The organism is Pseudomonas sp. GM80, assembly GCF_000282515.1.
GTDB lineage: Bacteria > Pseudomonadota > Gammaproteobacteria > Pseudomonadales > Pseudomonadaceae > Aquipseudomonas.
This window is the reverse complement of record NZ_AKJD01000095.1, coordinates 1-24,397: the sequence shown is the minus strand read 5'-3', so window position 1 is coordinate 24,397 and position 24,397 is coordinate 1. Positions and strand designations below refer to the sequence as shown.

Annotated in this window: 17 protein-coding genes and 1 tRNA gene; 12 read left to right on the top strand and 6 right to left on the bottom strand. The window is 60.7% G+C overall.

What is annotated here, in order from left to right:
- Positions 1–76 precede the first annotated feature (76 nt).
- A complete protein-coding gene (locus PMI37_RS16370; protein WP_008082746.1) occupies positions 77–934 on the bottom strand; it encodes a glucose 1-dehydrogenase in 858 nt (285 codons plus the stop codon).
- A gap of 208 nt (positions 935–1,142) precedes the next feature.
- Positions 1,143–2,297 carry a MalY/PatB family protein gene (locus tag PMI37_RS16365; protein WP_008082745.1) on the bottom strand — a complete coding sequence of 385 codons (1,155 nt, stop codon included), beginning with the start codon at positions 2,295–2,297 and terminating at the stop codon, positions 1,143–1,145.
- A gap of 333 nt (positions 2,298–2,630) precedes the next feature.
- Here PMI37_RS16365 and fdnG point away from each other — a divergent pair, with 333 nt between their 5' ends.
- From fdnG to PMI37_RS16320, 8 genes are all read left to right on the top strand, one after another.
- Entirely contained in the window at positions 2,631–5,696 is a 3,066-nt protein-coding gene (gene fdnG, locus PMI37_RS16355) for a formate dehydrogenase-N subunit alpha (protein ID WP_157173093.1), read from the top strand.
- 14 nt (positions 5,697–5,710) lie between these two features.
- The gene (gene fdxH / locus PMI37_RS16350; protein WP_008082738.1) at positions 5,711–6,646 is read left to right on the top strand and encodes a formate dehydrogenase subunit beta; all 936 of its coding nucleotides are present in this window, start codon (positions 5,711–5,713) and stop codon (positions 6,644–6,646) included.
- Positions 6,643–7,308, top strand: a complete 666-nt coding sequence (locus PMI37_RS16345) for a formate dehydrogenase subunit gamma (RefSeq protein WP_008082737.1) — start codon at positions 6,643–6,645, stop codon at positions 7,306–7,308. Before fdxH ends, PMI37_RS16345 begins: the two co-directional genes overlap by 4 nt.
- 3 nt (positions 7,309–7,311) lie before the next feature.
- Positions 7,312–8,238: a formate dehydrogenase accessory protein FdhE gene (gene fdhE / locus PMI37_RS16340; RefSeq protein ID WP_008082736.1), complete on the top strand. Its 927-nt coding sequence runs from the start codon at positions 7,312–7,314 to the stop codon at positions 8,236–8,238.
- Between the two features lie 45 nt (positions 8,239–8,283).
- Positions 8,284–9,687, top strand: coding sequence for an L-seryl-tRNA(Sec) selenium transferase (gene selA, locus PMI37_RS16335; protein WP_162130781.1), 1,404 nt, complete (start codon positions 8,284–8,286; stop codon positions 9,685–9,687).
- On the top strand, positions 9,684–11,600 hold the full coding sequence (gene selB, locus PMI37_RS16330; protein WP_008082732.1) for a selenocysteine-specific translation elongation factor: 1,917 nt from the start codon (positions 9,684–9,686) through the stop codon (positions 11,598–11,600). The genes selA and selB overlap by 4 nt, the downstream gene beginning before the upstream one ends.
- Positions 11,601–11,606: 6 nt before the next feature.
- Positions 11,607–11,702: transfer RNA gene (locus PMI37_RS16325), tRNA-Sec, on the top strand.
- Between the two features lie 196 nt (positions 11,703–11,898).
- Complete coding sequence (locus PMI37_RS16320) at positions 11,899–12,153, top strand: hypothetical protein (protein WP_157173092.1); 255 nt, start codon at positions 11,899–11,901, stop codon at positions 12,151–12,153.
- A gap of 15 nt (positions 12,154–12,168) precedes the next feature.
- Here the strand turns inward: PMI37_RS16320 and PMI37_RS16315 are convergent, their stop codons facing one another.
- The 3 genes from PMI37_RS16315 to PMI37_RS16305 all read right to left on the bottom strand — a co-directional run bounded on the left by PMI37_RS16315 (position 12,169) and on the right by PMI37_RS16305 (position 17,436).
- Positions 12,169–13,464, bottom strand: coding sequence for an OprD family porin (locus tag PMI37_RS16315; RefSeq protein ID WP_008082728.1), 1,296 nt, complete (start codon positions 13,462–13,464; stop codon positions 12,169–12,171).
- Between the two features lie 344 nt (positions 13,465–13,808).
- On the bottom strand, positions 13,809–15,512 hold the full coding sequence (locus PMI37_RS16310) for an amidase (protein ID WP_008082726.1): 1,704 nt from the start codon (positions 15,510–15,512) through the stop codon (positions 13,809–13,811).
- Between the two features lie 541 nt (positions 15,513–16,053).
- Positions 16,054–17,436: an aspartate aminotransferase family protein gene (locus tag PMI37_RS16305; RefSeq protein WP_008082724.1), complete on the bottom strand. Its 1,383-nt coding sequence runs from the start codon at positions 17,434–17,436 to the stop codon at positions 16,054–16,056.
- A gap of 148 nt (positions 17,437–17,584) precedes the next feature.
- Between PMI37_RS16305 and PMI37_RS16300 the strand changes: the two genes are divergently transcribed.
- Positions 17,585–18,190 (top strand): TetR/AcrR family transcriptional regulator, encoded by a 606-nt coding sequence (locus PMI37_RS16300; protein ID WP_008082721.1) that lies wholly within the window; start codon positions 17,585–17,587, stop codon positions 18,188–18,190.
- Between the two features lie 91 nt (positions 18,191–18,281).
- On the opposite strand, the gene PMI37_RS16295 is transcribed toward PMI37_RS16300, so the two are convergent.
- Positions 18,282–19,559 (bottom strand): OmpP1/FadL family transporter, encoded by a 1,278-nt coding sequence (locus PMI37_RS16295; RefSeq protein ID WP_008082720.1) that lies wholly within the window; start codon positions 19,557–19,559, stop codon positions 18,282–18,284.
- A gap of 175 nt (positions 19,560–19,734) precedes the next feature.
- Between PMI37_RS16295 and PMI37_RS16290 the strand changes: the two genes are divergently transcribed.
- The 3 genes from PMI37_RS16290 to aspT all read left to right on the top strand — a co-directional run bounded on the left by PMI37_RS16290 (position 19,735) and on the right by aspT (position 24,277).
- The gene (locus PMI37_RS16290) at positions 19,735–20,850 is read left to right on the top strand and encodes an AI-2E family transporter (protein WP_008082718.1); all 1,116 of its coding nucleotides are present in this window, start codon (positions 19,735–19,737) and stop codon (positions 20,848–20,850) included.
- A gap of 96 nt (positions 20,851–20,946) precedes the next feature.
- Positions 20,947–22,560, top strand: a complete 1,614-nt coding sequence (locus PMI37_RS16285; RefSeq protein WP_008082716.1) for a mechanosensitive ion channel family protein — start codon at positions 20,947–20,949, stop codon at positions 22,558–22,560.
- Between the two features lie 25 nt (positions 22,561–22,585).
- Positions 22,586–24,277: an aspartate-alanine antiporter gene (gene aspT, locus PMI37_RS16280; protein WP_008082714.1), complete on the top strand. Its 1,692-nt coding sequence runs from the start codon at positions 22,586–22,588 to the stop codon at positions 24,275–24,277.
- The last annotated feature ends 120 nt before the right edge of the window (positions 24,278–24,397 follow it).

The following is a 24,397-nucleotide window of genomic DNA, read 5'->3' as shown; positions in this document are numbered from 1 at the left end:
CTGCGATCTTTTGATCTTGCCCATTAAAACAAGATCAAAAGATCGCAGCCTGCGGCAGCTCCTACATCGATTGGTGTTAGAGCATTGGTTTGCCGCCGGTCACGCCGTAGCGCTGGCCGGTGATGTAGCTGGCTTCGTCCGAGGCCAGCAGCACGTAGATCGGCGCCACTTCCACCGGCTGGCCTGGGCGGCCGAGCGGGGTTTCGGCACCGAAGTTCTGCACTTCCTCGTCGGGCATGGTCGAGACGATCAATGGCGTCCAGATCGGCCCCGGTGCCACGCAGTTCACGCGGATTTCCTTGGGCCCGAGCATCTGCGCCAGACCACCGGTGAAGTTGGCAATCGCGCCTTTGGTCGTCGCGTAGGCGAGCAGGGTGGGCTTAGGCATGTCGGAGTTGATCGAACTGGTATTGATGATCGATGAACCGGCGCGCATGTGTTTGATCGCCGCCTGGCACAGACGGAAGATCGCGGTGATGTTGACGTCGAAGGTCATCACCCATTCCTCGTCGGGGATTTCATCGAAGTTTTCGTGGGTCATCTGGAACGCAGCGTTGTTGACCAGCACATCGATGCGGCCGAAGCGCTCGACGGTGTCGTCGACCAAGGCCTGGCAATGGGCTTTTTGGGCAATGTCGCCGGGCAACAACAGGCACTGGCGCCCAGCCTGTTCAACCCAGCGTGCGGTTTCTTTGGCGTCCTCATGCTCGTTCAGATAAGCAATTGCAACATCGGCACCTTCACGGGCGAAGGCGATCGCCACTGCACGGCCGATACCGCTGTCAGCCCCGGTGATCAGGGCGATCTTGCCGGCTAGACGCCCCGAACCCACATAGCTTTGCTCACCGCAATCGGGGTACGGCTCCATTTTGCGTTGCGAGCCGGGAACGGCTTGGGCTTGTGCGGGGAAGGGTGGTTTTGGATAGTCGGTCATCGCGGGTCTCCGAGGTCTCAGGGCAGGTATGGGCGGTTGACCCGGATGGTTTGCCGTGAGTTCGATCGGATTTACGACGGTCTTGCAGACAGATGAAAAACCTGTGGGAGCTGGCTTGCCAGCGATGGCGGCGTATCTGTAGACATCCATGCTAAATGTCAGACCGCTATCGCTGGCAAGCCAGCTCCCACAGTGTTTAGTGGTGATTTCAGGTATCGCGGTGAGTCAGGGCGCGTTCCATGCGGGCGATGCCTTCTTCCAGCAGCGAGCGCGGGCAGCCGAAGTTCAGGCGCACGAACTGTTGGTGCTGGTCACCGAAATCCACACCGGCGCTGAGGCCGACTTTGCCCTGTTCGAGGAAGAACTGCTGCGGGTTGTCCAGATCCAGCGCCGAACAATCCAACCACGCCAGATAAGTCCCCTGCGGCACATTGATCGTCACGCCCGGCAAACGGCTACGCACGGCTTCAACCAGCCAGTCGCGATTGGCCTGCAGGTAGATTTTCAGCGCTGCGAGCCACGGCGCGCCTTCGCTATACGCCACGCGTGTCGCTTCCATGCCCAGCGGGTTGACGCTGTCGACCATGCCGCAACGCGCGTGGTTGACGCGTTCGCGCAGGGCGGCGTCCTGGATGATCATGAACGAAGTTTTCAGGCCGGCGATGTTGTAAGCCTTGCTCGCGGACATCAGGGTGATGGTGCGCCGGGCGATTTCCGGGCTCAGCGAAGCGGTCGGGATATGCGTGCGACCGTCGAAGCACAGCTCGGCATGGATCTCGTCGGAGATGATCCATGCGTCTTGCGCCACACAGATATCCGCCACGGCTTGCAGTTCTTCACGGCCAAATACTTTGCCGATCGGGTTGTGCGGGTTGCTCAGCAGCAGGGCGCCACCACCGTTCAGCGATTCACGCAGTGCGTCCAGCGAGGTCAGATAAGTACCGTCCGCCTGCGCGTCGAACTCCAGCTCGACCTTGTTCAAACCCCAATGCCCCGGTGCATGACGCAGCGGCGGATAGTTCGGTACCTGCACCACAACGTTCTGTTGCGGTTGCACCAACGCCTTCAGCGCCATGTTGAAGCCGGACTCGACGCCCGGCAGGAAGATCAACTCCTGCGGCTTGACCTTCCAGGCGAACTTGGCCCAGAGGTCAGCGACGATCGCTTCGCGCAAGTTGTCCTGCGCCACGCTGTAACCCACCAGCGGGTGCAGCAGGCGCTGTTGCAGTGCTTCGATGATTACCGGTGGCGCGGCGAAATCCATGTCAGCGACCCACATCGGCAACACGTCGGCCGGGTAGCGGCTCCATTTGGTGCTGCCGGTGTTGTGGCGGTCGAATAGCTGATCAAAATCGAAAGTCATGCGCGGTCTCGTCAAGGCGGGTTGATTCTGCCGGCCATGATAAACCCATGACCCTACGGGAACACACAAAACCTTGTGGGAGCTGGCTTGCCAGCGATGGCGTCGGCACATCCAATAATGTAGGTGACTGACCAACCGCGATCGCTGGCAAGCCAGCTCCCACAGGGATTGCAGTTGTTAGTGGGAGTGCCGACATGCGGCCGACGGTCGGTTTTCACACGGATCGTGTGGTCTTTGTCTACAGTGAAAAGGTCGGCAGACGCTTGCCGCAACCGTGATTGTCCAGATAAAACCCGGCACAAGTACCGGGTTCCACCTGATCAGGAGTGCACGATGGATCTCAGCCGTCGTCAGTTCTTCAAGGTCGCCGGTATCGGCCTTGCAGGCTCGAGCCTGGGCGCGTTGGGCATGGCCCCGACGCCAGCCTTCGCCGAGCAGGTGCGCCACTTCAAGCTTGCCCACACCCATGAAACCCGCAACACCTGCCCGTATTGCTCGGTCGGTTGCGGTTTGATCATGTACAGCCAGGGCGATACTGCGAAGAACGTAGCGCAGAGCATCATTCACATCGAGGGCGACGCCGACCACCCGGTCAACCGCGGCACCCTCTGCCCGAAAGGCGCAGGCCTGCTCGACTTCATTCACAGCCCCGGCCGTTTGCTTTACCCGCAAACGCGCAAACCGGGCAGCAGTGAATGGACGCGGATCAGTTGGGACGAGGCGCTCGACCGCATCGTCGACCTGATGAAAGCCGACCGCGACGCCAACTTCATCGAACAAAATGCCAACGGGCAAACGGTGAACCGCTGGCTGACCACCGGGTTCCTCGCCGCGTCGGCGGCGTCCAACGAAGCCGGTTACATCACCCAGAAGGTGATTCGCAGTCTCGGCATGCTGGGGTTCGATAACCAGGCGCGTGTCTGACACGGCCCGACGGTGGCAAGTCTTGCCCCGACGTACGGCCGTGGTGCCATGACCAATACCTGGACCGATATCGCCAACGCGAATCTGATCCTGGTGATGGGTGGCAACGCAGCAGAAGCGCATCCGTGCGGCTTCAAATGGGTGACCGAGGCCAAAGCGCACAACGCTGCGCGGCTGATCGTGGTCGATCCGCGTTTTACCCGGACCGCTTCGGTGGCCGACTACTACGCGCCAATCCGCACCGGCACCGACATCGCCTTCATGGGCGGGCTGATCAATTTCTTGCTGACAGAGGACAAAATCCAGCACGAGTACGTGCGCAATTACACCGACGTCTCGTTCATCGTCAAAGAAGGCTACGGCTTCGAAGACGGCATCTTCAGCGGCTACGACGTGGCCAAGCGCAGCTACACCGACAAATCCGGTTGGGGTTACGAGATGGGCGACGACGGCTTTGCCAAAGTCGATCCGACCCTGCAACACCCGCGCTGCGTCTATCAATTGATGAAGGTGCATTACAGCCGCTACAACATCGACCTCGCCAGCCAGATTTGCGGGATGCCGGTCGATGCCATGCAGAAAATCTGGGACGAAATCGCCACCTGCTCGATTCCGGGCAAGACCATGACGATTCTCTACGCCCTCGGCTGGACCCAGCACTCGATCGGCGCGCAGATCATCCGCAGCGCGGCGATGGTGCAACTGCTTTTAGGCAACGTCGGCATGCCGGGCGGTGGGGTCAACGCCTTGCGCGGTCACTCGAACATTCAGGGCCTGACCGATCTTGGCTTGCTCTCGAATGCACTGCCGGGCTATCTGACTTTGGGTCAGGACAGCGAGCAGGACTACGGTCAGTTCATCCACAAGCGCACGCAGGTTCCGCTTAGACCGGGCCAACTGTCCTACTGGCAGAACTACAGCAAATTCCACGTCAGCCTGATGAAGTCGTGGTACGGCGCCAACGCCACTGCCGAAAACAATTGGTGCTACGACCATTTGCCGAAACTCGACATTCCCAATTACGACGTCTTGAAAATGTTCGACCTGATGAGCCAGGGCAAGGTCAACGGCTACTTCTGCCAGGGCTTCAATCCGATCGCCGCGCTGCCGGACAAAAACCGCGTGATGGGTGCCCTGGCGAAATTGAAATGGCTGGTGGTGATGGACCCGCTGGCCACAGAGACCTCGGAGTTCTGGCACAACGTCGGGCCGTACAACGATGTGAAAAGCGCCGACATCCAGACCGAAGTCATTCGCCTGCCCACTACCTGTTTTGCCGAAGAGGACGGCTCGCTGGTCAACAGCAGCCGCTGGCTGCAATGGCACTGGAAAGGCGCCGATGGCCCGGGCGAAGCGCAGACCGACATTCGCATCATGGCCGAGATGTTCCTGCGCCTGCGCAAGCGCTATCAGGCCGAGGGCGGCAAATTCCCTGATCCGCTGTTGAAATTGACGTGGCCGTACAAGATCCCCGACGAGCCTTCGCCGGAGGAACTGGCGAAGGAAATCAACGGCAGCGCTGTCGCCGATTTCACCGATGCCACTGGCGTCGCGGTCAAGGCCGGCTCACAACTCGCCGGGTTTGGTTTGCTCAAGGATGACGGCAGCACCGCGTCCGGCTGCTGGATTTTCGCCGGTAGCTGGACTGAGGCCGGTAACCAGATGGCGCGGCGCGACAATGCCGATCCGTATGGCATGCACCAGCATTTGGGCTGGGCGTGGGCGTGGCCGGCGAATCGGCGGATTCTCTACAACCGCGCTTCGGCCGATGTGTCCGGCAAACCATGGGACCCGAAAAAACGTCTGGTCTGGTGGAACGGCAAGGCCTGGGGTGGCACCGACGTGCCGGACTACAAGGCCGACGTGCCACCAGAAGCCGGGATGAACCCATTCATCATGAACCCCGAAGGCGTGGCGCGATTCTTCGCCGTCGACAAGATGAACGAAGGCCCATTCCCCGAGCATTACGAGCCGTTCGAAACGCCAATCGGCATCAACCCGTTGCACCCGCAAAACAAGAAAGCCACCAGCAACCCGGCGGCGCGGATCTTCGATTCGGTCTGGGAAACCCTCGGCGAGGCCAAGGACTTCCCGTACGCCGGCACCAGTTACCGGCTCACCGAGCATTTCCACTTCTGGAGCAAGCACTGCAAGTTGAACGCGATTGCTCAACCCGAGCAGTTTGTGGAAATCGGCGAAGTGCTGGCGAAAGAGAAGGGCATTGCTGCCGGAGATCGGGTGCGCGTCAGTTGCAAACGCGGCTTTATCGAAGCGGTGGCAGTGGTGACGAAAAGAATCCGGCCGTTGCAGGTCAACGGCCAGGTCGTGCATCAGATCGGCATCCCGCTGCACTGGGGTTTCACCGGCCTGACGCGTCACGGTTACCTGACCAACACCCTGGTGCCGTTCCTCGGCGATGGCAACACACAGACCCCGGAATCCAAGTCATTCCTGGTCAACGTGGAGAAGCTCTGATGGAGAATCTTTAAATGGCCAGCCAAGACATCATTGCCCGCTCGGCCACCACCACCGTGCCGCCGTCGGTGAGGAATCAGGAGGCGGTGGCCAAGCTGATCGACACCACCAAATGCATCGGCTGCAAGGCCTGCCAGGTCGCCTGCTCGGAATGGAACGAGCTGCGCGACGAGGTTGGCCACAACCACGGCACCTACGACAACCCGCAGGATTTGAGCGCAGAAACCTGGACGTTGATGCGCTTCACCGAGCACGAAACCGACGCCGGCAACCTCGAATGGCTGATCCGCAAGGACGGCTGCATGCACTGCGCCGAGCCCGGTTGCCTGGCGGCGTGCCCGAGCCCCGGCGCGATCATCAAGCACGCTAACGGCATCGTCGATTTCGATCAGGATCACTGCATCGGTTGCGGTTATTGCATCACCGGTTGCCCGTTCAACATCCCGCGCATTTCGCAGAAGGATCACAAGGCCTACAAATGCACCTTGTGTTCGGATCGGGTCGCAGTCGGGCTGGAACCGGCCTGCGTAAAAACCTGCCCGACCGGCGCCATCGTCTTCGGCACCAAGGAAGACATGAAGGAACATGCCGCCGAGCGCATCGTCGACCTGAAAAGCCGTGGTTTCGAAAACGCCGGTCTGTATGACCCGGCAGGCGTCGGCGGCACGCACGTGATGTACGTGCTGCACCACGCCGATACGCCGACGATATACGCCAACCTGCCGCAGGACCCGGCGATCAGTCCGTTGGTGGGCCTGTGGAAAGGCATCAGCAAACCCTTGGGTCTGTTGGCCATGGGCGCGGCGGTGTTGGCCGGGTTCTTCCATTACGTGCGCATCGGTCCCAACCGGGTGGAAGAGGATGAACATCCAACACCACCCGACACCTCGGTGCATGTCGTTGACCCGGCGGTACACACCTTCGATCCACGCGGGGAGGACCGGCCATGAGCAACAAGACGATCCTGCGCTACACCGCCAACCAGCGCACCAATCACTGGCTGGTGGCGATCCTGTTTTTCATGGCCGGGCTGTCCGGGCTGGCGTTGTTTCATCCGTCGCTGTTCTGGCTGAGCAACCTGTTCGGCGGCGGGCCGTGGACGCGGATTCTGCATCCTTACATGGGCGTGCTCATGTTCGTGTTGTTCCTCGGTCTGGTGTTGAATTTCTGGCGGGCGAATTTTTTCATCAGCAACGACGGCAAATGGTTGCGACGCATCGATCGGGTGCTGGTCAACGATGAAGAAACCGTGCCGCCGGTGGGCAAATACAACGCCGGGCAGAAGCTGCTGTTCTGGACTTTACTGCTGTGCATGCTCGGGTTGCTGTTCACCGGGCTGGTGATCTGGCGCGCCTGGTTCAGTGCGTATTTCGGCATCACCGTGATTCGCTGGGCAATGCTGTTGCACGCGCTGGCCGGTTTCATTCTGGTGCTGAGCATCATCATTCACATCTACGCCGGGCTGTGGATCAAGGGCTCGGTCGACGCGATGATGCACGGCTGGGTCAGCCGCGCCTGGGCGAAGAAACACCATGAACTGTGGTATCGCGAGATCACCCGCGATGAACGCAACCCGGACGTGCCGGAGCGACCGATCACCAAAAAGGGCTGACTTTTGCCAACCATTCTGGAACCTGGGGAAATCGAGGCGGCGGCGAGTTCGCCGCCGTTTCTGCATCTGCCGCCGCATAATCTGTTCACCTTGCGCGCGCAACGGCTGGAGCAAATGGCCGAAGGGCATGCGCTGGCTGATTACCTGCGACTGATCGCCGGGTTGTGTCGGGTGCAGCAGCAAATATTCGACGATCCGCCGCTGACGGCGCCGTTTGATCAGCAACGCATCGAGGCGTGTCAGCAGCATGGTTTGCCGCCATTTGCCGCCGATACGTTGATCCGCGAAGACGCCTGGCAGGCGTATCTTGCGGCTCTGTTGCAACGTTATGTCCCTGATGAGCAGCCTGCCGTGGTCGATGCGCTGACGACGTTGCGGGTCGCCGGTACCGGCCAGTTACGTTCGTGGGCCGTGGCGTTGGTCAGCGGCCAATATTCAATGGTGCCGGCGCAACTGGTGCCGTTCCTCGGCGCAGCACTGCAAACGGCCTGGAGTCACTGGCTCCTCAGTGCGCCGAATCTGCAATTGAAACCCGGCGACAGCCTCAGCCAATGCCCGGCCTGTGGTTCACCGGCGATGGCCGGGGTGATCCGTCATCGCGGCAAGCACAACGGTTTGCGGTATCTGGTCTGTTCTTTGTGCGCCTGCGAATGGCATGTGGTGCGGGTCAAATGCGTGTATTGCGAGTCGAGCAAGGGCCTGGACTATTTCAGCCTTGAGGATGATCGCCATGCCGCCAATCAAGCGCCGATAAGGGCGGAGGTCTGTCCGGGCTGTAACAGTTATCTGAAACTGGTGTATCTGGAAAACGATGCCGATGCGGAGGCGTTGTCGGGCGATTTGAGCAGTCTGCTTCTGGACATGCGTCTGGCCCAGGACGGTTATCAGCGTCTGGCACCGAATCTGTTGCTGGCTCCGGGAGACGAATGATCTGAGCGTCTACACTCTGGCGCAGTGATCTGTCTCCAGGAGTGGCTGATGTCCCTGCGGTTACCTTCCATTGATGGTTTGTTGCGTCACCCGGCGTGCGTGCCGTTACTTGAGCGCTACGGACGTGAGTCGCTGTTGGCCAGTTTGCGGCAATTGCTCGATGAATTGCGCTCCGGCGTGTTGGACGGGCAACTGTCAGCCATCGAAATCAGCCCCGAAGCACTCGCCGGCCGCGTCGGCGAACGCTTGGCGCAGCAGCAGCGCAGCAACGTGCGCCGGGTGTTCAACCTGACCGGCACGGTGCTGCACACCAACCTTGGCCGCGCGTTGTTGCCCGACGAAGCCATCGAAGCGGTGCAAATGGCCGCGCGATATCCGCTCAATCTGGAATTCGATCTGGCCAGCGGCAAACGCGGCGATCGCGATGATCTGATCGAAGGCCTGATCCGCGAACTGACCGGCGCCGAAGCCGTCACCGTGGTCAATAACAATGCCGCCGCTGTGCTGCTGACGCTCAACAGTCTGGGCGCGCGCAAAGAAGGCATCATCTCGCGCGGTGAGTTGATCGAAATCGGCGGCGCGTTTCGCATCCCCGACATCATGGCCCGCGCCGGCGTGCGTCTGCATGAGGTCGGCACCACCAATCGTACCCATGCCAAAGACTACGAAGCAGCGATCAACCTACGCAGCGGTTTGATCATGCGCGTGCACGCGAGCAACTACAGCATCGAAGGTTTTACCGCGCGGGTGCCCACGGCCGAGCTGGCCGAGTTGGCCCATCGGCATGGCTTGCCGCTGCTGGAGGATCTGGGCAGCGGCAGTCTGCTCGATCTGACGCGTTGGGGCCTGCCGGCAGAACCGACGGTGCGCCAGGCATTGCTCGATGGCGCGGACATCGTCACCTTCAGCGGAGACAAGCTGCTCGGTGGGCCGCAGGCGGGACTGATCGTCGGGCGCAAAGAACTGATCGCGAAGATCAAGAAAAACCCGCTGAAACGCGCATTGCGGGTCGACAAGTTGACTTTGGCGGCACTGGAAGCGGTGTTGGGGCTGTACCGCGATCCGGATCGCCTCGCTGAACGCTTGCCAAGTCTGCGCCTGTTGACCCGACCGCAAGCCGATATCTTCGCGCAAGCCTCACGCTTGCAACCGGCGCTGGCTGACGTGCTGGGGGAAACCTGGACGGTCAGCGCCGTGCACGCCTTAGGCATGATCGGCAGCGGCAGCCAACCGGTGGCACGCTTGCCGAGCGCGGCACTATGCATGCGCCCGCAGGTGTCGAAGCGTTTGCGCGGGCGTTACTTGTTGAATCTTGAAGCCCAATTGCGCGGGCTGCCGATCCCGGTGCTCGGGCGAATCGACGACGATGCGCTGTGGCTGGACTTGCGCCAACTCGACGATGAGCCGGCGTGGCTCGCGCAGTTGCCACACTTGCAGGTCGATCGGTGATCGTCGGCACGGCGGGGCACATCGACCACGGCAAGACGTCGCTGCTGCAAGCCCTGACCGGGCAATCCGGCGACCGCCGCCCGCAGGAGCGCGAGCGCGGCATGACCATCGACCTCGGTTATCTCTATGCCGAACTCGAACCGGGGGCGGGCCTCACCGGGTTTATCGACGTGCCCGGTCATGAGAAATTCACCCACAACATGCTTGCTGGCGCGCAAGGCATTGATCTGGTGTTGCTGGTGGTCGCGGCGGATGACGGCGTGATGCCGCAGACCCGCGAACATCTGGCGATTGTCGAATTGCTCGGCATTCCCCGGGCGCTGGTGGCGATCACCAAATGTGACCGGGTCGAGGCGGGCAGGGTGGAGGAGGTTCAGCGCCAGGTGCTTGATCTGCTGGAAGCCGGGCCATTCGCCGAGGCGCCAATCGTGATTGTTTCGAGCGTCAGCGGGCAGGGCGTTGATCAGCTGCGCGAGGCGTTATTGCAGGTGCAACGTGACGTGCAGGTGCGCAGTCACGAGGGTGGTTTTCGCCTGGCCATCGACCGTGCGTTCAGCGTTGCCGGCGCCGGGATTGTGGTGACCGGCACGGCGTTGGCCGGTGAGGTTTCAGTGGGCGATAAACTCACACTCGCACCGTCCGGCAAATCGGTCAGGGTGCGCGGCTTGCATGCGCAGAACCAGACTGCCGAGCAGGCCTTCGCCGGGCAGAGGGTTGCCTTGAACCTCAGCGGTGAACGCCTTGAACTGGCGCAGATCCATCGCGGCCAATGGCTGCTGGCGGAGTGGCTATATGCACCGACTCAGCGCATCGACATCGAATTCCAGCTGTTGCCCGGCGAGCGCACGTTCGAACATTTTCACCCCGTCCACGTACACCTCGGCACGCAGGATGTCATCGCGCGAGTCGCGTTGCTCGAAGGATCGCGCCTGAGTCCCGGCGCGCGCATGTTCGCGCAACTGCTGATCAACGCGCCGGTTCACGCGGTGCAGGGCGATCGGCTGATCCTGCGCGATTCCAGCGCGCAACGCACCCTCGGTGGCGGCCGGGTGCTCGACCCGTTTGCCCCGGCCCGACAGCGCCGCAGTCCCGAACGATTGGCGCAACTTCAGGCCCTGGCCAGCAGCGAAAGCTTCGAACAGGTATTGCCGGTGTTGGTTGATCACAGCGCGGGCGGTCTTGATCCGCAACGGCTGGAACGTCAATTCAATCGCCTGCGTTCAACGTGGGCGCTGCCGGAAAACGTGCGGTTGATCGACACCCGTCAAGGCCCGGTGCTGTTCAACGTGCAGCGCTGGGGGCAGTTGAAATTCACCCTGCTGGAGCAACTGGCCAAGTTTCATGCGCTGGAGCCCGATCAAATGGGGCCGGACCGTGATCGTCTGAGGCGCTTCAGTGCGTTGCCGCTGGAACGTTCGACGTTCACCCGCCTGCTCGACGAATTGCGCGACACCGGCGCGATCACCGCCAGCGGCCCGTGGCTGCACCTGCCGGATCATCAGGTACGTTTGAATGCCGAGGACGAAATGCTTTGGCAACAACTGCAACCGGTGTTTGACCACGGCGGCTTCGACCCGCCGTGGGTGCGTGACGCGGCCAAAGCGCTTGGCCAGGACGACGCGGTGGTGCGCCTGCTGCTGCGCAAACTGGCGCGGCTGGGCCTGATGCATCAAGTGGTGCGCGACCTGTTTTTGAGTGATGTGCAACTGCGCCGAATGGTCGACGTGTTGCTCAATCTCGCCAAGGAAAATCCGCAGATCCAGGTGACAACCTTCCGCGATGCGCTAGGCTTGGGACGCAAACGCTGTATTCAGTTCCTCGAATACTTCGACCGTATCGGCCTGACCCGGCGCAGCGGCGAATCACGACAAATCCGCTACGACAACGCGTTGGCCAGCGCCGACGCGCACTGAATTCAAGGAAGGCAATCGCGCCCGGTGGCGCGGCCGGGCTTCAAACCCGGTTGGGGACGGCATCCGTTCCCGGGCAGGTTCGACTCCGGCTGCCTTCCGCCATATTTGCGAGATCAAAAGATCGCAGCCTGCGGCGGCGCCTACATTGGTAATATCCGCCAATCCTGACAATGGACTGCCGGAGATTCGCTTGAGAAGTACAACCCGAAGCACAGTGCTTTTTTTCATTCTGTTGGTGTGCGCGAATGCTGCGGCGTGGCTTTATTTCGCGGTGACACACGCCTCGGCGACGCGCGGCATGCCCATGATCAGAACCACCGAACCCTTGTACATCGGCGGAATCGATGGCGACGGCACCCGCTACGTGCTGCCCGCCGGGGCGACGCTCTATGCCGATAAGCACTTTCCGGAAGGTTTTACGCGCTACATCGTCTACTTCAATCACAAGGGCCTGATCGAACACGAAGAGGTCGAGATGAAGCCGGAACATGGCGGCAATCTGATCGACCCGCTCTGGCTGGAAAACATCGATGAAGCCACGCAGACGCCATAGATTCAGGCGGGTTTTTCAGAACGCCAATGGGTATTGGATCACCACGTAGATGCGGTCGATGTCATCGCCGGCCTGTGCGTCATTGGCGCGGTGGCTGACGTGGGAGAGCTGCACCGACAAGTCTTTTGCCGTGCCTGACTGGACGACGTATTTCAAATCAATATCCCGCTCCCAATGTTTGCCGCCATCGCCTTGCTGCGGCTGGAACTCACCGCTGTCGGCACCAAACGGGTTGTAGGCGCCGCCCTGAGGCGCATGGGTGCCGTCGATGTGGCTGCCGGAAACGTAGCGGGTCATGAAGCCCAGACCGGGGATGCCGAAGGCGCCGAAGTCGAGGTCATAGCGCACTTGCCAGGAGCGTTCGTGAGCGCCGTTGAAATCGGCGTATTTGATCGAGTTGGCGAGGTAGATCGAGTCGCCGCCGACGAAATCGAACGGCGTGTCGCCATTGATGCGCTGCCAGCCGAGCAGCAGCGCATGAGGGCCGAAGGCGTATTTGCCGGACAGGCTGAACGCAGTGTTGTCGATGGCACCAGCCAGCGCTCGGCCGGTGTCGCGGGTGTGATAAAGGTTGGCATCGAGCAACACGCCGGATTGTTTGAAATGCAGATTGGCGTAGTACTGGTGCCAGGTGTCACTCAGGTCGGAGGCGTAGAGCGCGCCGCCGAAAGCGCTGTCAGGGAACAGATCGGCGCCGATAAAGCTGATACCGCCGGCTTCGGTATTGGCGCCATAGCCGTAAAAGTCGCCTTTGCCGGATGAGCTGTCCTGATTTTTGAACGCGGTGAAGTGGCCGGCCACCAGGTTCAGATTGTCGATCTCGCGGCTGTTGAGCAGAAAGCCTGTGGCGTATTCCGGTTGCAGGCGTTTGTCTGAGGTGTCGAAGACCGGGGTTTCCACGGTCATTTCGCCGAAAGCGAGGGTGGTGCGTGAGGCCCTCAACTTGAGGGCACCGCCGGCGCTGGAATAGTCATTTTCGCTGCGCCCGTCACTGTCCACCGGCAGCAGCCCCGTGCCGGAATGGCCTTTGCCGCCATCGAGTTTCAAGCCGTAAAAGGCGTGCGCGTCGATGCCGAAACCAACCGCTCCCGGTGTGAAACCGGATGAGAAGGTGCCGATAAACCCCTGAGCCCATTCCTGTTTGTAGTTTTTTCCGGAGGGTGAGGGCGAGCGGTAGTCGTTACTGAGGAAGAAGTTACGGCTGAGCACTTCGGTTTTGGCGTCATCGAGATAACCTTCAGCGGCAGCCGTTGCGCTCAAACCGCAGAGCAGCGCGAGCAAGGTAAGGCGCGAGGGGGCGCGGTCGATCATGGTCAGTGGCCAGCAGCAATTAAGGTGACCTGGATGATCGTGAAGTTTCAGGGAACGCGATTGAGCCCATGTGCTGACTTGCTGTGGCAGTGCTGACGCCATCGCTGGCAAGCCAGCTGGGGGGGCTCAAGATCAATGGCCACGCACAATCCCTTGTAGGAGTGAGCCTGCTCGCGATGGCGGTGTGTCAGCCACATTCATCCAAGCTGATTCACCGCCATCGCGAGCAGGCTCACTCCTACAGGGTCTTGGTTGAATGAGGAAGAAACCTGTGGGAGCTGGCTTGCCAGCGATGGCGGTGTGTCAGGCAACATTTTTGTTGACTGACACACCTTTTTACCGCGTTACGACAATGGCGGGGTGCGGGGCGGGATCTGGCGCTTGTTGCCGGTTGACTCGAATGCGGCGGCCAGGCGCAGCAGGCTCGAGTCGTCGTAGGCGCGGCCAGCGAAGGTCAGACCGACCGGCATGCCGATGTCGGCCATCACGCCCATCGGCACGGTGACGGTGGGCACGCCGAGGTGGCGGATCGCGAGGTTGCCATTGGCCACCCAAATGCCGTTGCTCCAGGCAATGTCCGCAGACGCAGGATTGACGTCCGCATCCGCCGGGCCCACATCGGCGACCGTCGGGAACAGCACGGCGTCGAGGCCCAGCTTATCCATCCAGTCTTCGAGGTCGATACGCCGGGTCTGCTCCAGACCGCGCAGGCCGTCCGGCACTGTAGAAATCTCATTCCACGGAGTGATGCCGCGCTCGGCCATGCGCACGTATTCGTCCATGCCAGCCACCAGATCACCTTCACGGTTGGGCAGCGTGCCCGGTTCGTGCGGGAAGATCTTCGCCCCGTCGACGTCGACCAGACGATTGAGTTTCGGATCGCCGTTGGCGCGCAGAAAATCGTCAAACGCCCAGGCAGTCAGGTCCCACAGTTCGTGGTGGAGAAACTCTTTCGACACCAGGCCCCGGGTGAACACAGTCGGTGCGCCCGGACGGTCGCCCTCGCAATTGGAGACCAGCGGGAAGTCGGTTTCGATGACTTCGGCACCAGCAGCTTCGAGGGCCTGACGGGCCTGTTTCCACAGATCAATCACCGACTCGCGGGTGTTGATGCGCTGGCCAGTCGGGCCACCGATGCCCGGCGCCTCGCTGGTGCCCGCTTCAGGGTCGGCATTGATGAACATGCGCGGCACGGCGAAACGCTTGCCGGCCAACGCCTTGGCATCGGCTGCCAGCTCAGCGTAAGCGGCAGGGCGCACGGAGTTGACGCTGGGGATCGGCACCCACGGTTGCAGGCGCCACAGATCGCCACGGGTGTCCGGGTCTTCGGCAACAACGATGTCGAGCACTTCCAGCAGGTCGGCCATGGTTCGTGCGTAAGGTACAACCACGTCCATGGTCGGCGTCAGCGGCCAGTTGCCGCGCACCGAAATCACACCGCGCGACGGCGTGTAGGCGCACAGGCCATTGTTCGAGGCCGGGCCACGACCACTCGACCAGGTTTCTTCGGCCAGACCGAATGCGGCAAAACTCGCCGCCGTCGCCGTGCCGGCACCGTTGGACGAGCCAGACGCAAACGGCGCGGTCAGGTAATCGGCGTTGTACGGACTTTCGGCGCGACCATAAACGCCGCGCTGCATGCCGCCATTGGCCATCGGCGGCATGTTGGTCTTGCCCAGACAAATCGCCCCGGCCGCGCGCAGGCGCTCAATGGTGAACGCGTCGCGGTGCGCGACCAGATCGGCAAACGCCGGGCTGCCCGACGCGGCGGTCAGGCCCTTGACCAGATAACTGTCTTTGGCGGTGTAGGGAATGCCGTCGAGCGGGCCAAGGGTTTCGCCTTTGGCCCGGCGGGCGTCGGCGGCTTGCGCTTCGTTCAGCGCCTCGGGATTGCGTACCACCACGGCATTCAGCGCGGTCGGGGTATCGGCGCCATCGTAGGCGTCGATGCGTGCAAGGTAGGCCTGCACCAGTTCAACGGCGGTGGTCTGGCCGGACTCCAGTGCTGCGCGCAGTTGGGCAATGGACACTTCGGTGACTTCGATCATGCGGTCACCGCCGTTTGAATGTGGGTGCTTTTCTTGGAAGGGGTGTTCATATCGGTTCTCGTTGCACGGCTTTAAGCGACAAGGTTAAGACTGGCGCCTATTTAACACCAAGCGGCGCACGGAGTAATCGCCGCGATCCATCTTTGTCCGCCAATAACTACTGGACGGACACCTGCAGGAGCTGCGGCACGTTGCGATCTTTTGATGTTGTTTTAAGGTCAAGATCAAAAGATCGCAGCCTGCGGCAGCTCCTACATGGGTATTGCGCAGTGACGAAGGATTGATCTTTGGTCGCCAATAACGGCCGGGCGCATACCTGTAGGAGCTGCGGCACGCTGCGATCTTTTGATGTTGTTTTCAAGAACAAGATCAAAAGATCGCAGCCTGCGGCAGCTCCTACATGGGTATTGCGCGGTGACGAAGGATTGATATTTGTCCGCCAATAACGGCCGGGCGGACACCTGTAGGAGCTGCGGCACGCTGCGATCTTTTGATGTTGTTTTAAAAAAGATCGCAGCCTGCGGCAGCTCCTACATGGGTATTAGAGGACGCCGTACTCGCGCGCCGTGCGATCCACGGCAATCCGTGTTTTGTCGATCAACTCATCCAGCTCCGTGCGTGTGGCAATCAACGCCGGCGCCATGATCATCCGCCCCAACGTCGAGCGAATGATCAAACCCTCCTCAAAGCCAATCGTACGGCAGCGCCAGGCAATATCATTTTCATTGGCAAAACGCTTGCGACTGGCCTTGTCCTCGGCAAACTGCAACGCGGCCACCAGGCCAACGCCCTGAATCTCACCGACCAACGGGTGATTGCCGAACACTTCGCGCAGGCAATTCTGCAGATACGGCCCGGTATCGGCCTTCACTTGCGCAACCACGCCCTCATCGCGCAACGCCTTGAGGTTGGCAATCGCCACCGCCGCCGCCACCGGGTGGCCGGAATAGGTCAGCCCGTGCGCAAACACACCGCCTTTTTCCACCAGCGCCTCGGCCATGCGCCGCGACAGAATCAGGCCACCCATAGGGATGTAACCCGAGGTCAGGCCCTTGGCGATCGACAAGGTGTCGGGCTCAAAGCCGAAGGTCTGATGCGCGAACCATTCGCCGGTGCGGCCGAACCCGCCGATCACTTCGTCGGCGCACAGCAGCACATCGTATTTACGGCAGATGCGCTGAATCTCCGGCCAGTACGTCGCCGGCGGAATGATCATGCCACCTGCACCCTGAAACGGTTCGGCGACAAACGCGGCAACCTTGTCCGCGCCCAACTCAAGAATCTTGTCTTCCAGTTGCCGCGCCGCTTGCAGGCCGAACGCCTCCGGGCTGAGGTTGCCTTCGTGAGCAAACCAGTACGGCTCGTCGATGTGCGCCACATCCGGGATAGTGCCGCCCATTTCGTGCATGAATTTCATGCCGCCCAGCGCCGTCGCCGCGAGGGTCGAGCCGTGGTAGCCGTTCCAGCGGCCGATCATGATTTTCTTCTCGGGCTTGCCCATCACCTGCCAAAACTTGCGCACCGTGCGGATCAGCACTTCGTTGGCTTCAGAGCCGGAGTTGGTGTAAATCGCGTGGCTGTAGTGCTTGGGCAGCAGGCTGAACAGCAACTCCGACAGCTCGATCACCGCCGGGTGGGTGGTGTGGAAAAACATGTTGTAGTAGGGCAGTTGTTCCAACTGCGCGGTCGCGGCAGCGGCGAGATCCTTGCGCCCGTAACCAAGATTGGTACACCACAGACCGGACATGCCGTCCAGATAACGATTGCCGTCGTTGTCCCACAGTGCCAGACGATCACCGCTGACCATTACCCGCGGGCCTTCCTCGTTGAGAGCCTTCTGATCGACGAACGCGTGGATGTGGTGGGCAGCGTCAGCGGCTTGGTAATCGCGGGTAGTGCGGGTTGAATCGAATTCGGCGGACATGGCGGATCTCCGGGACATTGAGCGAGTGAGTGCAACGCTGCACGAGTAAAGTTTTGTCACCTTAAAATATTTTTGTAAAGAAAAAATTTGTCGGTGAAAAAATATCCCCGTAGGCTGGGCGCCATTGGCAAGGATCATCAGAGGCAACATGAGCGGACTCAGAGAGCGGCAGAAAGAGCAGCGCAGGGAAGTTATCGCCGCAGCGGCGCTCGAGTTGTTCAAGCGCAACGGCTTCGCGGCTACCACGCTGGAACAGATCGCCGTACAGGCCGGCGTTTCCGCCCCGACGGTGGTGAATTACTTCGGCGGCAAGCAGGAGATTTTGCTGGCGTTGCTCAAGCAACCTGACGAACAAGCCATGCGCGAGGCGCGGGCAAATCTCGACGATGCCAGCGATCCGCTGGAGGCGCTGTGCACGTTTGAAGGGCTGATGACCGATTACCAGCTACAAGCAATGCCGGCCTCGCTGTGGCGGGAGCTGGCACCGTTTCTGCTCACTGGCGAACTGGCCGAAGCGATGAGTCCATGGAACGCGGCGGTGATTGAAGAGACCAAGGCGCTGCTTCTGCATTTCCAGCAGGCCGGCAAGGTGCGCGAATCGATTGATCTCGACGTCGTGGCAACGCTGTTCAACCAGTACGCGAACATGGCGTTCATTCGTCTGGCAACACAGGAAACCCCGGACAGAGTTGCGCATGCCTTGCACATGCGCGGGGTTCTGCACCTGTTGTGTCACGGCATGCTGGAGCGCTGAGGCGAAAACTGTGGCGAGGGAGCTTGCTCCCTCGCCACAAGGGCTTCATTGCCACAGGATTCCGTGTGCATGGCAGTGGAATGCCACTGCATCAGAATCGCCACGTCACGCCACCACCAACAATATGCAGCGCGCTGTTGGGATAACTCCCTGACAGCGACTGGCCATTGCGCTTGGTTTGCTGCACGTCCATGTCGCCCAGCCAGACCAGCGTGTAATTGAGGTTGATGTCAGTGTCTTCGGCCAGTTTGTAGCTCAACCCGGTCGCCAGCCGCCAGGTCTCGTTCATCGGGTTGTCGACGGTGCGATCCTTATCCTTGACGGCGGAGCTGTCGTAACCCACGCCCATGTTCCAGCGCAGTTTCGGACTGATCTGGTTTTGCGCCCCGATCGACAGGTGCCAGGTGTCCTGATACTTGCGGTCGACCGAACGAGAGACATCACCTGCGGCTGAGTCTACCGACACGCCGATGTCGGCAAAGTCGCTCCAGTCCTGCCAGTTCACCGAACTCAGTAACGTCCATTGTTCGTTCAATTGATGGGCAATGCTCAGGGTCGCGGTCTGCGGGATGTTCATGTCGATTTCCAGCTCGTCAACGTCCAGCCGCGACAGCGCCAGATTGAGCAGCGGATTGCGAATGCCATGAACGGAAGGTGAGTCCTTGAATTCCAGTTTGACTTTACTGGTATAGGCCAGGCCGACGGTGGTGCGCTCATTCAACTGATAGCGCAGGCCGAGATTGATGCCAGTGCCGATGTCGGTGTCCTTGTACTGCAACTTGCCATCTTCCTGAAACGGCGTGCCCGGCAGGAAGGCGTTATTGTCGATGGCCATTTTTGTGTAGTAGTAGCCGTAGACCAGGCGTGGGCCAATGCCCATCGACAGGTCATCGGTGATCTTGTAGGCAAAGGTCGGTTGCATCGAAATGCCGATCAGCGTCGATTCCTGGCTGAAGTAACGGCCGGCCCAGTCATCGTCGTACTTCACACTCAGACCGAAGTTGCCATACATGCCGAAACCAATGCTGGCACGGTCATTGATTTCGTGGCTGATAAAGAAACTGGTGCCCGGCAGGATCGGCAGTGGATTGCCGCCCTCGTTGCCGGAGAAGTCATTGTCGCTGTCGCGATCAAAGCCCAGACCTCCGAGCACGGCCTGACCGGTCAGCGAAACTTGCGTGCCCTTGAGCGCGGCAATCCCGGCCGGGTTACTCATCAGCACGCTGGGGTCGGTGGCCAGCGCGGCCGATCCGGCATTGGCCAGTCCTGCGCCTTCCTGGCCCGCTTCATACAGATCGATACCGCCCGCCAGCGCCTGACCGGTACTGCCCGCCAACGCAAGAATGATCAGGGAGTGCGTGGTTTTCATCCGGTACTTCCTTATAAATGGACCTGCATCAGTTTTAGACGTGCTTTGGCCCATGCACCAGTCAGCGCAGTCGTTTGTTCCGTGCGGCGCCTCGCAAGGTGACGAAAAACCGCCGATCCCTCAGATGTGTTCTAGGCTCAGCCAACCGGTCAAAGGCTCCCTCAGGAGAATCGTTATGGAAGAAAAACCGCTGCTGGTCTTCAACAATTCCCGAGCGCTGCTGGACGTGCTGATCCGCGCGGGGCTGATCGCCACCCTGGTATTGTTTTGCTTCGACATCTTCCATCCGTTCCTCAACGTCATGCTGTGGGCGCTGATTCTGGCCATCACCCTGTATCCGTTGAATCAGACACTGGGACGCAAACTGGGCAATCGCTACGGTTGGGCGGCGGTTATTCTCGTGCTCTTCGGGCTGCTGATTCTGATGGTGCCGCTGAGCCTGCTCGGCGCCTCGGTTGCCGATTCAGTGAAGGTCGGCATGCACACGATGGAGGCGGGCCAATTCGAGATTCCGCCGCCACCGGCCAGCGTCGAGAGCTGGCCATTGATTGGCGCGCCGCTGTTCGGCATCTGGCAGCATGCCTCGCAGGATTTGAGCTGGGCCTTCAAAGAGCTGGCGCCGCACCTGAGCAACTGGGGCAAAGTGCTGCTGCACCAAGCGGCCGGTGTCGGCGCGGGGATTGTGGTGTTTGTCGTGGCCTTGATCGTTGCCGGCCTGATCATGAAAAACGGTGAGCGTGGGCACCGCACGGCCGTAGCGATCACCACACGGATTTCCGGGCCGGTACGCGGGCCGCAAATCGCCGAGCTGTGCACTTCGACCATTCGCGCCGTGGCGCAAGGCGTGGTGGGGATCGCGTTTATCCAGATGCTGCTGATCGGTGTCGCGCTGGTGATCATGGGCATTCCGGCCGCCGGCATTCTGGCGTTGATGGTGCTGCTGCTGGGCATCATGCAATTGCCGGTTCTACTGATTACCGTGCCGGTGGTGATCTATGTTTTTGCGCAGGATGGCGTCAGTGCCAGCACCGTCATCTTTACGGTGTGGATCATTATTGCCGGGCTCTCCGACAACGTGCTCAAACCCATGCTGCTGGGGCGCGGCGTGGCGGTGCCAATGCCGGTGGTGCTGATCGGCGCACTCGGCGGCATGGTCACCAGCGGCATCATCGGCCTGTTCACCGGCCCGGTGATCCTCGCGGTGGGCTATGAACTGTTTATCGGTTGGGTCTATCAACCGGCCGATGTCACCGAGGTACTGGACGACACCCGCCGAGAAAATTTGCCGTGACACTTGTTGGCGGGCGGGAATCTGACAACCGTTCATCGCTCAACTACGCTGGCTTACGTATCCCTCTCTGACACTTGGGCGTAAGGAAACAGGCGCATGCGAAGCAGGCTGCTGGCGGTTTGGATAGTGGTGTTCGCGGCGCTCTGGAGCGGGCTCGGCTGGGCGGTCGATGACGGGGCAAAAACGGCGGGCGAAGCGGTAGAGCTGAAGGTCGCCAACCGCAGCATCATGCTGTTTCGCGCGACCATTCTGGGGGAAGCACCGGCCTCGCGGGTCAAACGGGCAAAAATGGTCATCAGCGAGGCGCTGGATGAAGATGCGGCGCTGAACATCACCACCGACGCGATCCAGAACAGTTATATGGTGCTGATCGGCGACAAGCGTGCCTTCATCGTCGCACCCAACGACATCGACAGCCTCGAATACTCTTCGGTGCAACAAGCCGCTGAAGGCGCAGCGGAGAAACTGCGTCAGGTGGTGACTGAAACCCGTGAAGCGCGCAACCTGCAGATGATCCTGCGCTCACTGGGGCTGGCTGCCGTGGCCACGCTGGTTTACCTCGTGTTGCTGTGGTGCCTGGCGTATCTGCGCCGCAAGTTGCTGGCCAAACTCCCCGCGCTGATGGATCGCCACACCCAGGCGCTGAAGGTCGGCCGGGTGCAACTGATCGATTCCAACTTCCTCTATCCGCTGGTCAGCCGCTTGCTGCTGTTGCTGCGCTGGCTGGTGATTTTGCTGTTGACCTATGAATGGCTGGGTTTTGTCCTGTCGCGCTTTCCCTATACGCGGCCGTGGGGCGAAAGCCTCAACAATTACCTGTTCGAGCTGGCCGGGTATCTGTTGCAAGGCATTGTCGGGGCGATTCCCGGACTGGGCGTGGCGCTGGCGATTTTCTTTATCGCCCGTGGTGTCACCGCGTTCACCCGGAGAATTCTGCGCCGTATGGCCACGCCGGGCACTTTCAGTTGGCTCAATCACGAAACCCTGCAACCGACCCAACGCCTGACCGCGCTGGCGATCTGGTTGTTTGCGCTGGCCATGGCTTATCCGTACTTGCCGGGAGCGGGCACAGATGCGTTCAAGGGGTTGTCGGTGTTGATCGGCCTGATGATTTCCCTCGGCGCCACCAGCGTGGTCGGGCAGGCCGCTGCCGGTTTGATCCTCACCTACACACGCACGTTACGCCCCGGCGAGTTCGTCAAAATCGGCGAATACGAAGGCACGGTCACCGAACTGGGTATGTTCACCACGCGGATTCGTACCGGTCTGGGTGAAGTGCTGACACTGCCCAATTCGATGATCACCGGCACGGTCACCAAAAACTATTCGCGCACCGTGCAGGGCCCGGGCTACGTGGTCGATACCGTGGTGACCATCGGTTACGACACACCTTGGCGCCAGGTCGAGGCGATGTTGCTGGAGGCGGCGCAACGTACGCCGGGGATTCTCGAAGACCCGCCGGCGCAGGTGTTCCAGACGGCACTCTCGGACTTCTATCCCGAGTACCGATTGGTCGCACAGGCGATCCCGAGCCAGCCGCGACCCCGTGCGGTGTTGCTGAGCATGCTCCACGCCAATATTCAGGACGTATTCAACGAGTACGGCGTGCAAATCATGTCGCCGCACTATCTGGGCGATCCACAACAAGAGAAATGGGTACCAAGGGACAAGTGGTACACCGCGCCAGCTCAAGAACCGAAGGATCAGTGACCGCCGTTCATAGGGAGTTCGCCCCATGCAGGAATTCATCCTCCACGCCTTACGCACTGACCCGGAAATCGCCGTGTTTCTGGCGATTGCCCTGGGGGTGTTTATCGGCCGGATTCGCATCGGCAGTTTTCACCTGGGCTCGGTGGCCGGTGCGTTGCTGATGGGCTTGCTGATCGGCCAGATCGGTCTGGAAGTGCCGGCGGGGTTGAAGTCGGTGTTTTTCGTGATGTTCATCTACGCCGTCGGTTTCAAAAGTGGCCCGGAGTTTTTCGGCAGCCTCAATCGTGGCACGCTGAAACTGGTGCTGCTTTCGGTGGTGCTGTGCGCGACGGCGCTGGGGGCGATTTTGCTGATGTACTCGGTGTTCGATTTCGACGCCGGATTTACCGCCGGGCTAGGCGCGGGCGCGCTGACCGACACGGCGATCATGGGCACCGCGACCAGCGCGATCAATCAACTGACGATTGATGCCGCGGCCAAGGCTCAGCTCAATAGCCACATGGCAATCGCCTATGCCATTACCTATCTGTTCGGCACCATCGGCCTGATCGTATTTGTCGGCAGCATCGCGCCGAAATTGCTCGGGGTGAACCTGCGTGAATCAGCGCGTGAACTGGAGCTGGAACTGGGCATCGCCAAGGAAGAGGAGGCGATCACCGTGCCCTATACGCGCATTGTGGTTCGGGCGCATCAGGTCGCCAGTAACGGCCAGGCGGATGGTCAGCGCATCGTCGATTTTGAAAAGCTGCATGACTCATTGACGGTGGAACGTGTGGTGCGCGCCGGGCAGATCATCGAGCGCGATGAACACTTCGTCCTGATGGCCGGCGATGTGGTGGGCGTGTATGCCTTGCGCGATGCGGTGGGCACGCTGAGTCACTGGGTCGGACCGGAGATCGATCATCCCGAGTCCTTGTCATTCCCGACGCGCGAAGTGGACATCGTGCTGACCTCGGCGGAGTTTGCCGGCAAAACCATTCATGAAGCGAAAACCCGATTGGCCAGCGATGGGCGCCTGGGGTGCTTCGTCAACACCATCTCCCGTCAGGGCTACGAGCTGCCCTTGCTGCCCAACACGGTGTTACGCCGTGGTGACGTGCTGACGTTGACCGGGCGCACGGCCAGTGTCGAAGCCATCGCCAAGCGTCTTGGACGGATTCGCAAGAACAACTACAAAAGCGATATCGCCATGCACACATTGGGCATGGTGCTCGGTTCACTGCTGGGGTTGTTGTCGACGCACGTCGGCATGATTCCGGTGGAACTGGGCATCGGCGGCGGGGTGCTGGTCGCCGCATTGGTGATCGGCTGGTACAACTCCCGCCACCCGGAAATCGGCGCGTTGCCACCGGCGGCGCAGTGGGCGTTTTCCGAGTTTGGCTTGACCGCATTCGGCGCCGTGGTCGGTTTGCTGGCCGGGCCAGCGGCGTTTGCCGCGATGAAGGAGCAGGGCCTGGCGTTGTTGTTGTCTGGCGCGGTGGTGACGATCTTGCCGCCATTGGTGGCGTTGTACTTCGGCCGCTACGTGCTGCGCTTGCACCCGATGATCCTGTTTGGCGCTCTGGCCGGCGCACAGACGGAAGCGGCGTCGATGAACAAGATCATCGAACAGTCGGGCAGCAACACCCCGGTGATCGGCTTCACCGTGTGCTACGCCATTTCCAACGTCTTGCTGGCTGTGTGCGGCCCGATCATCATCTTCGTGGTTGCCGGCTAAACCAAAACATTCCCACAACCCCTGTGGTGAGGGGATTTATCCCCGATGGGCTGCATGGCAGCCCCGAACTTTTTGGCCCGGATCATCAGGTAAACCGTATCTGGCGGATTTGCGACTGCT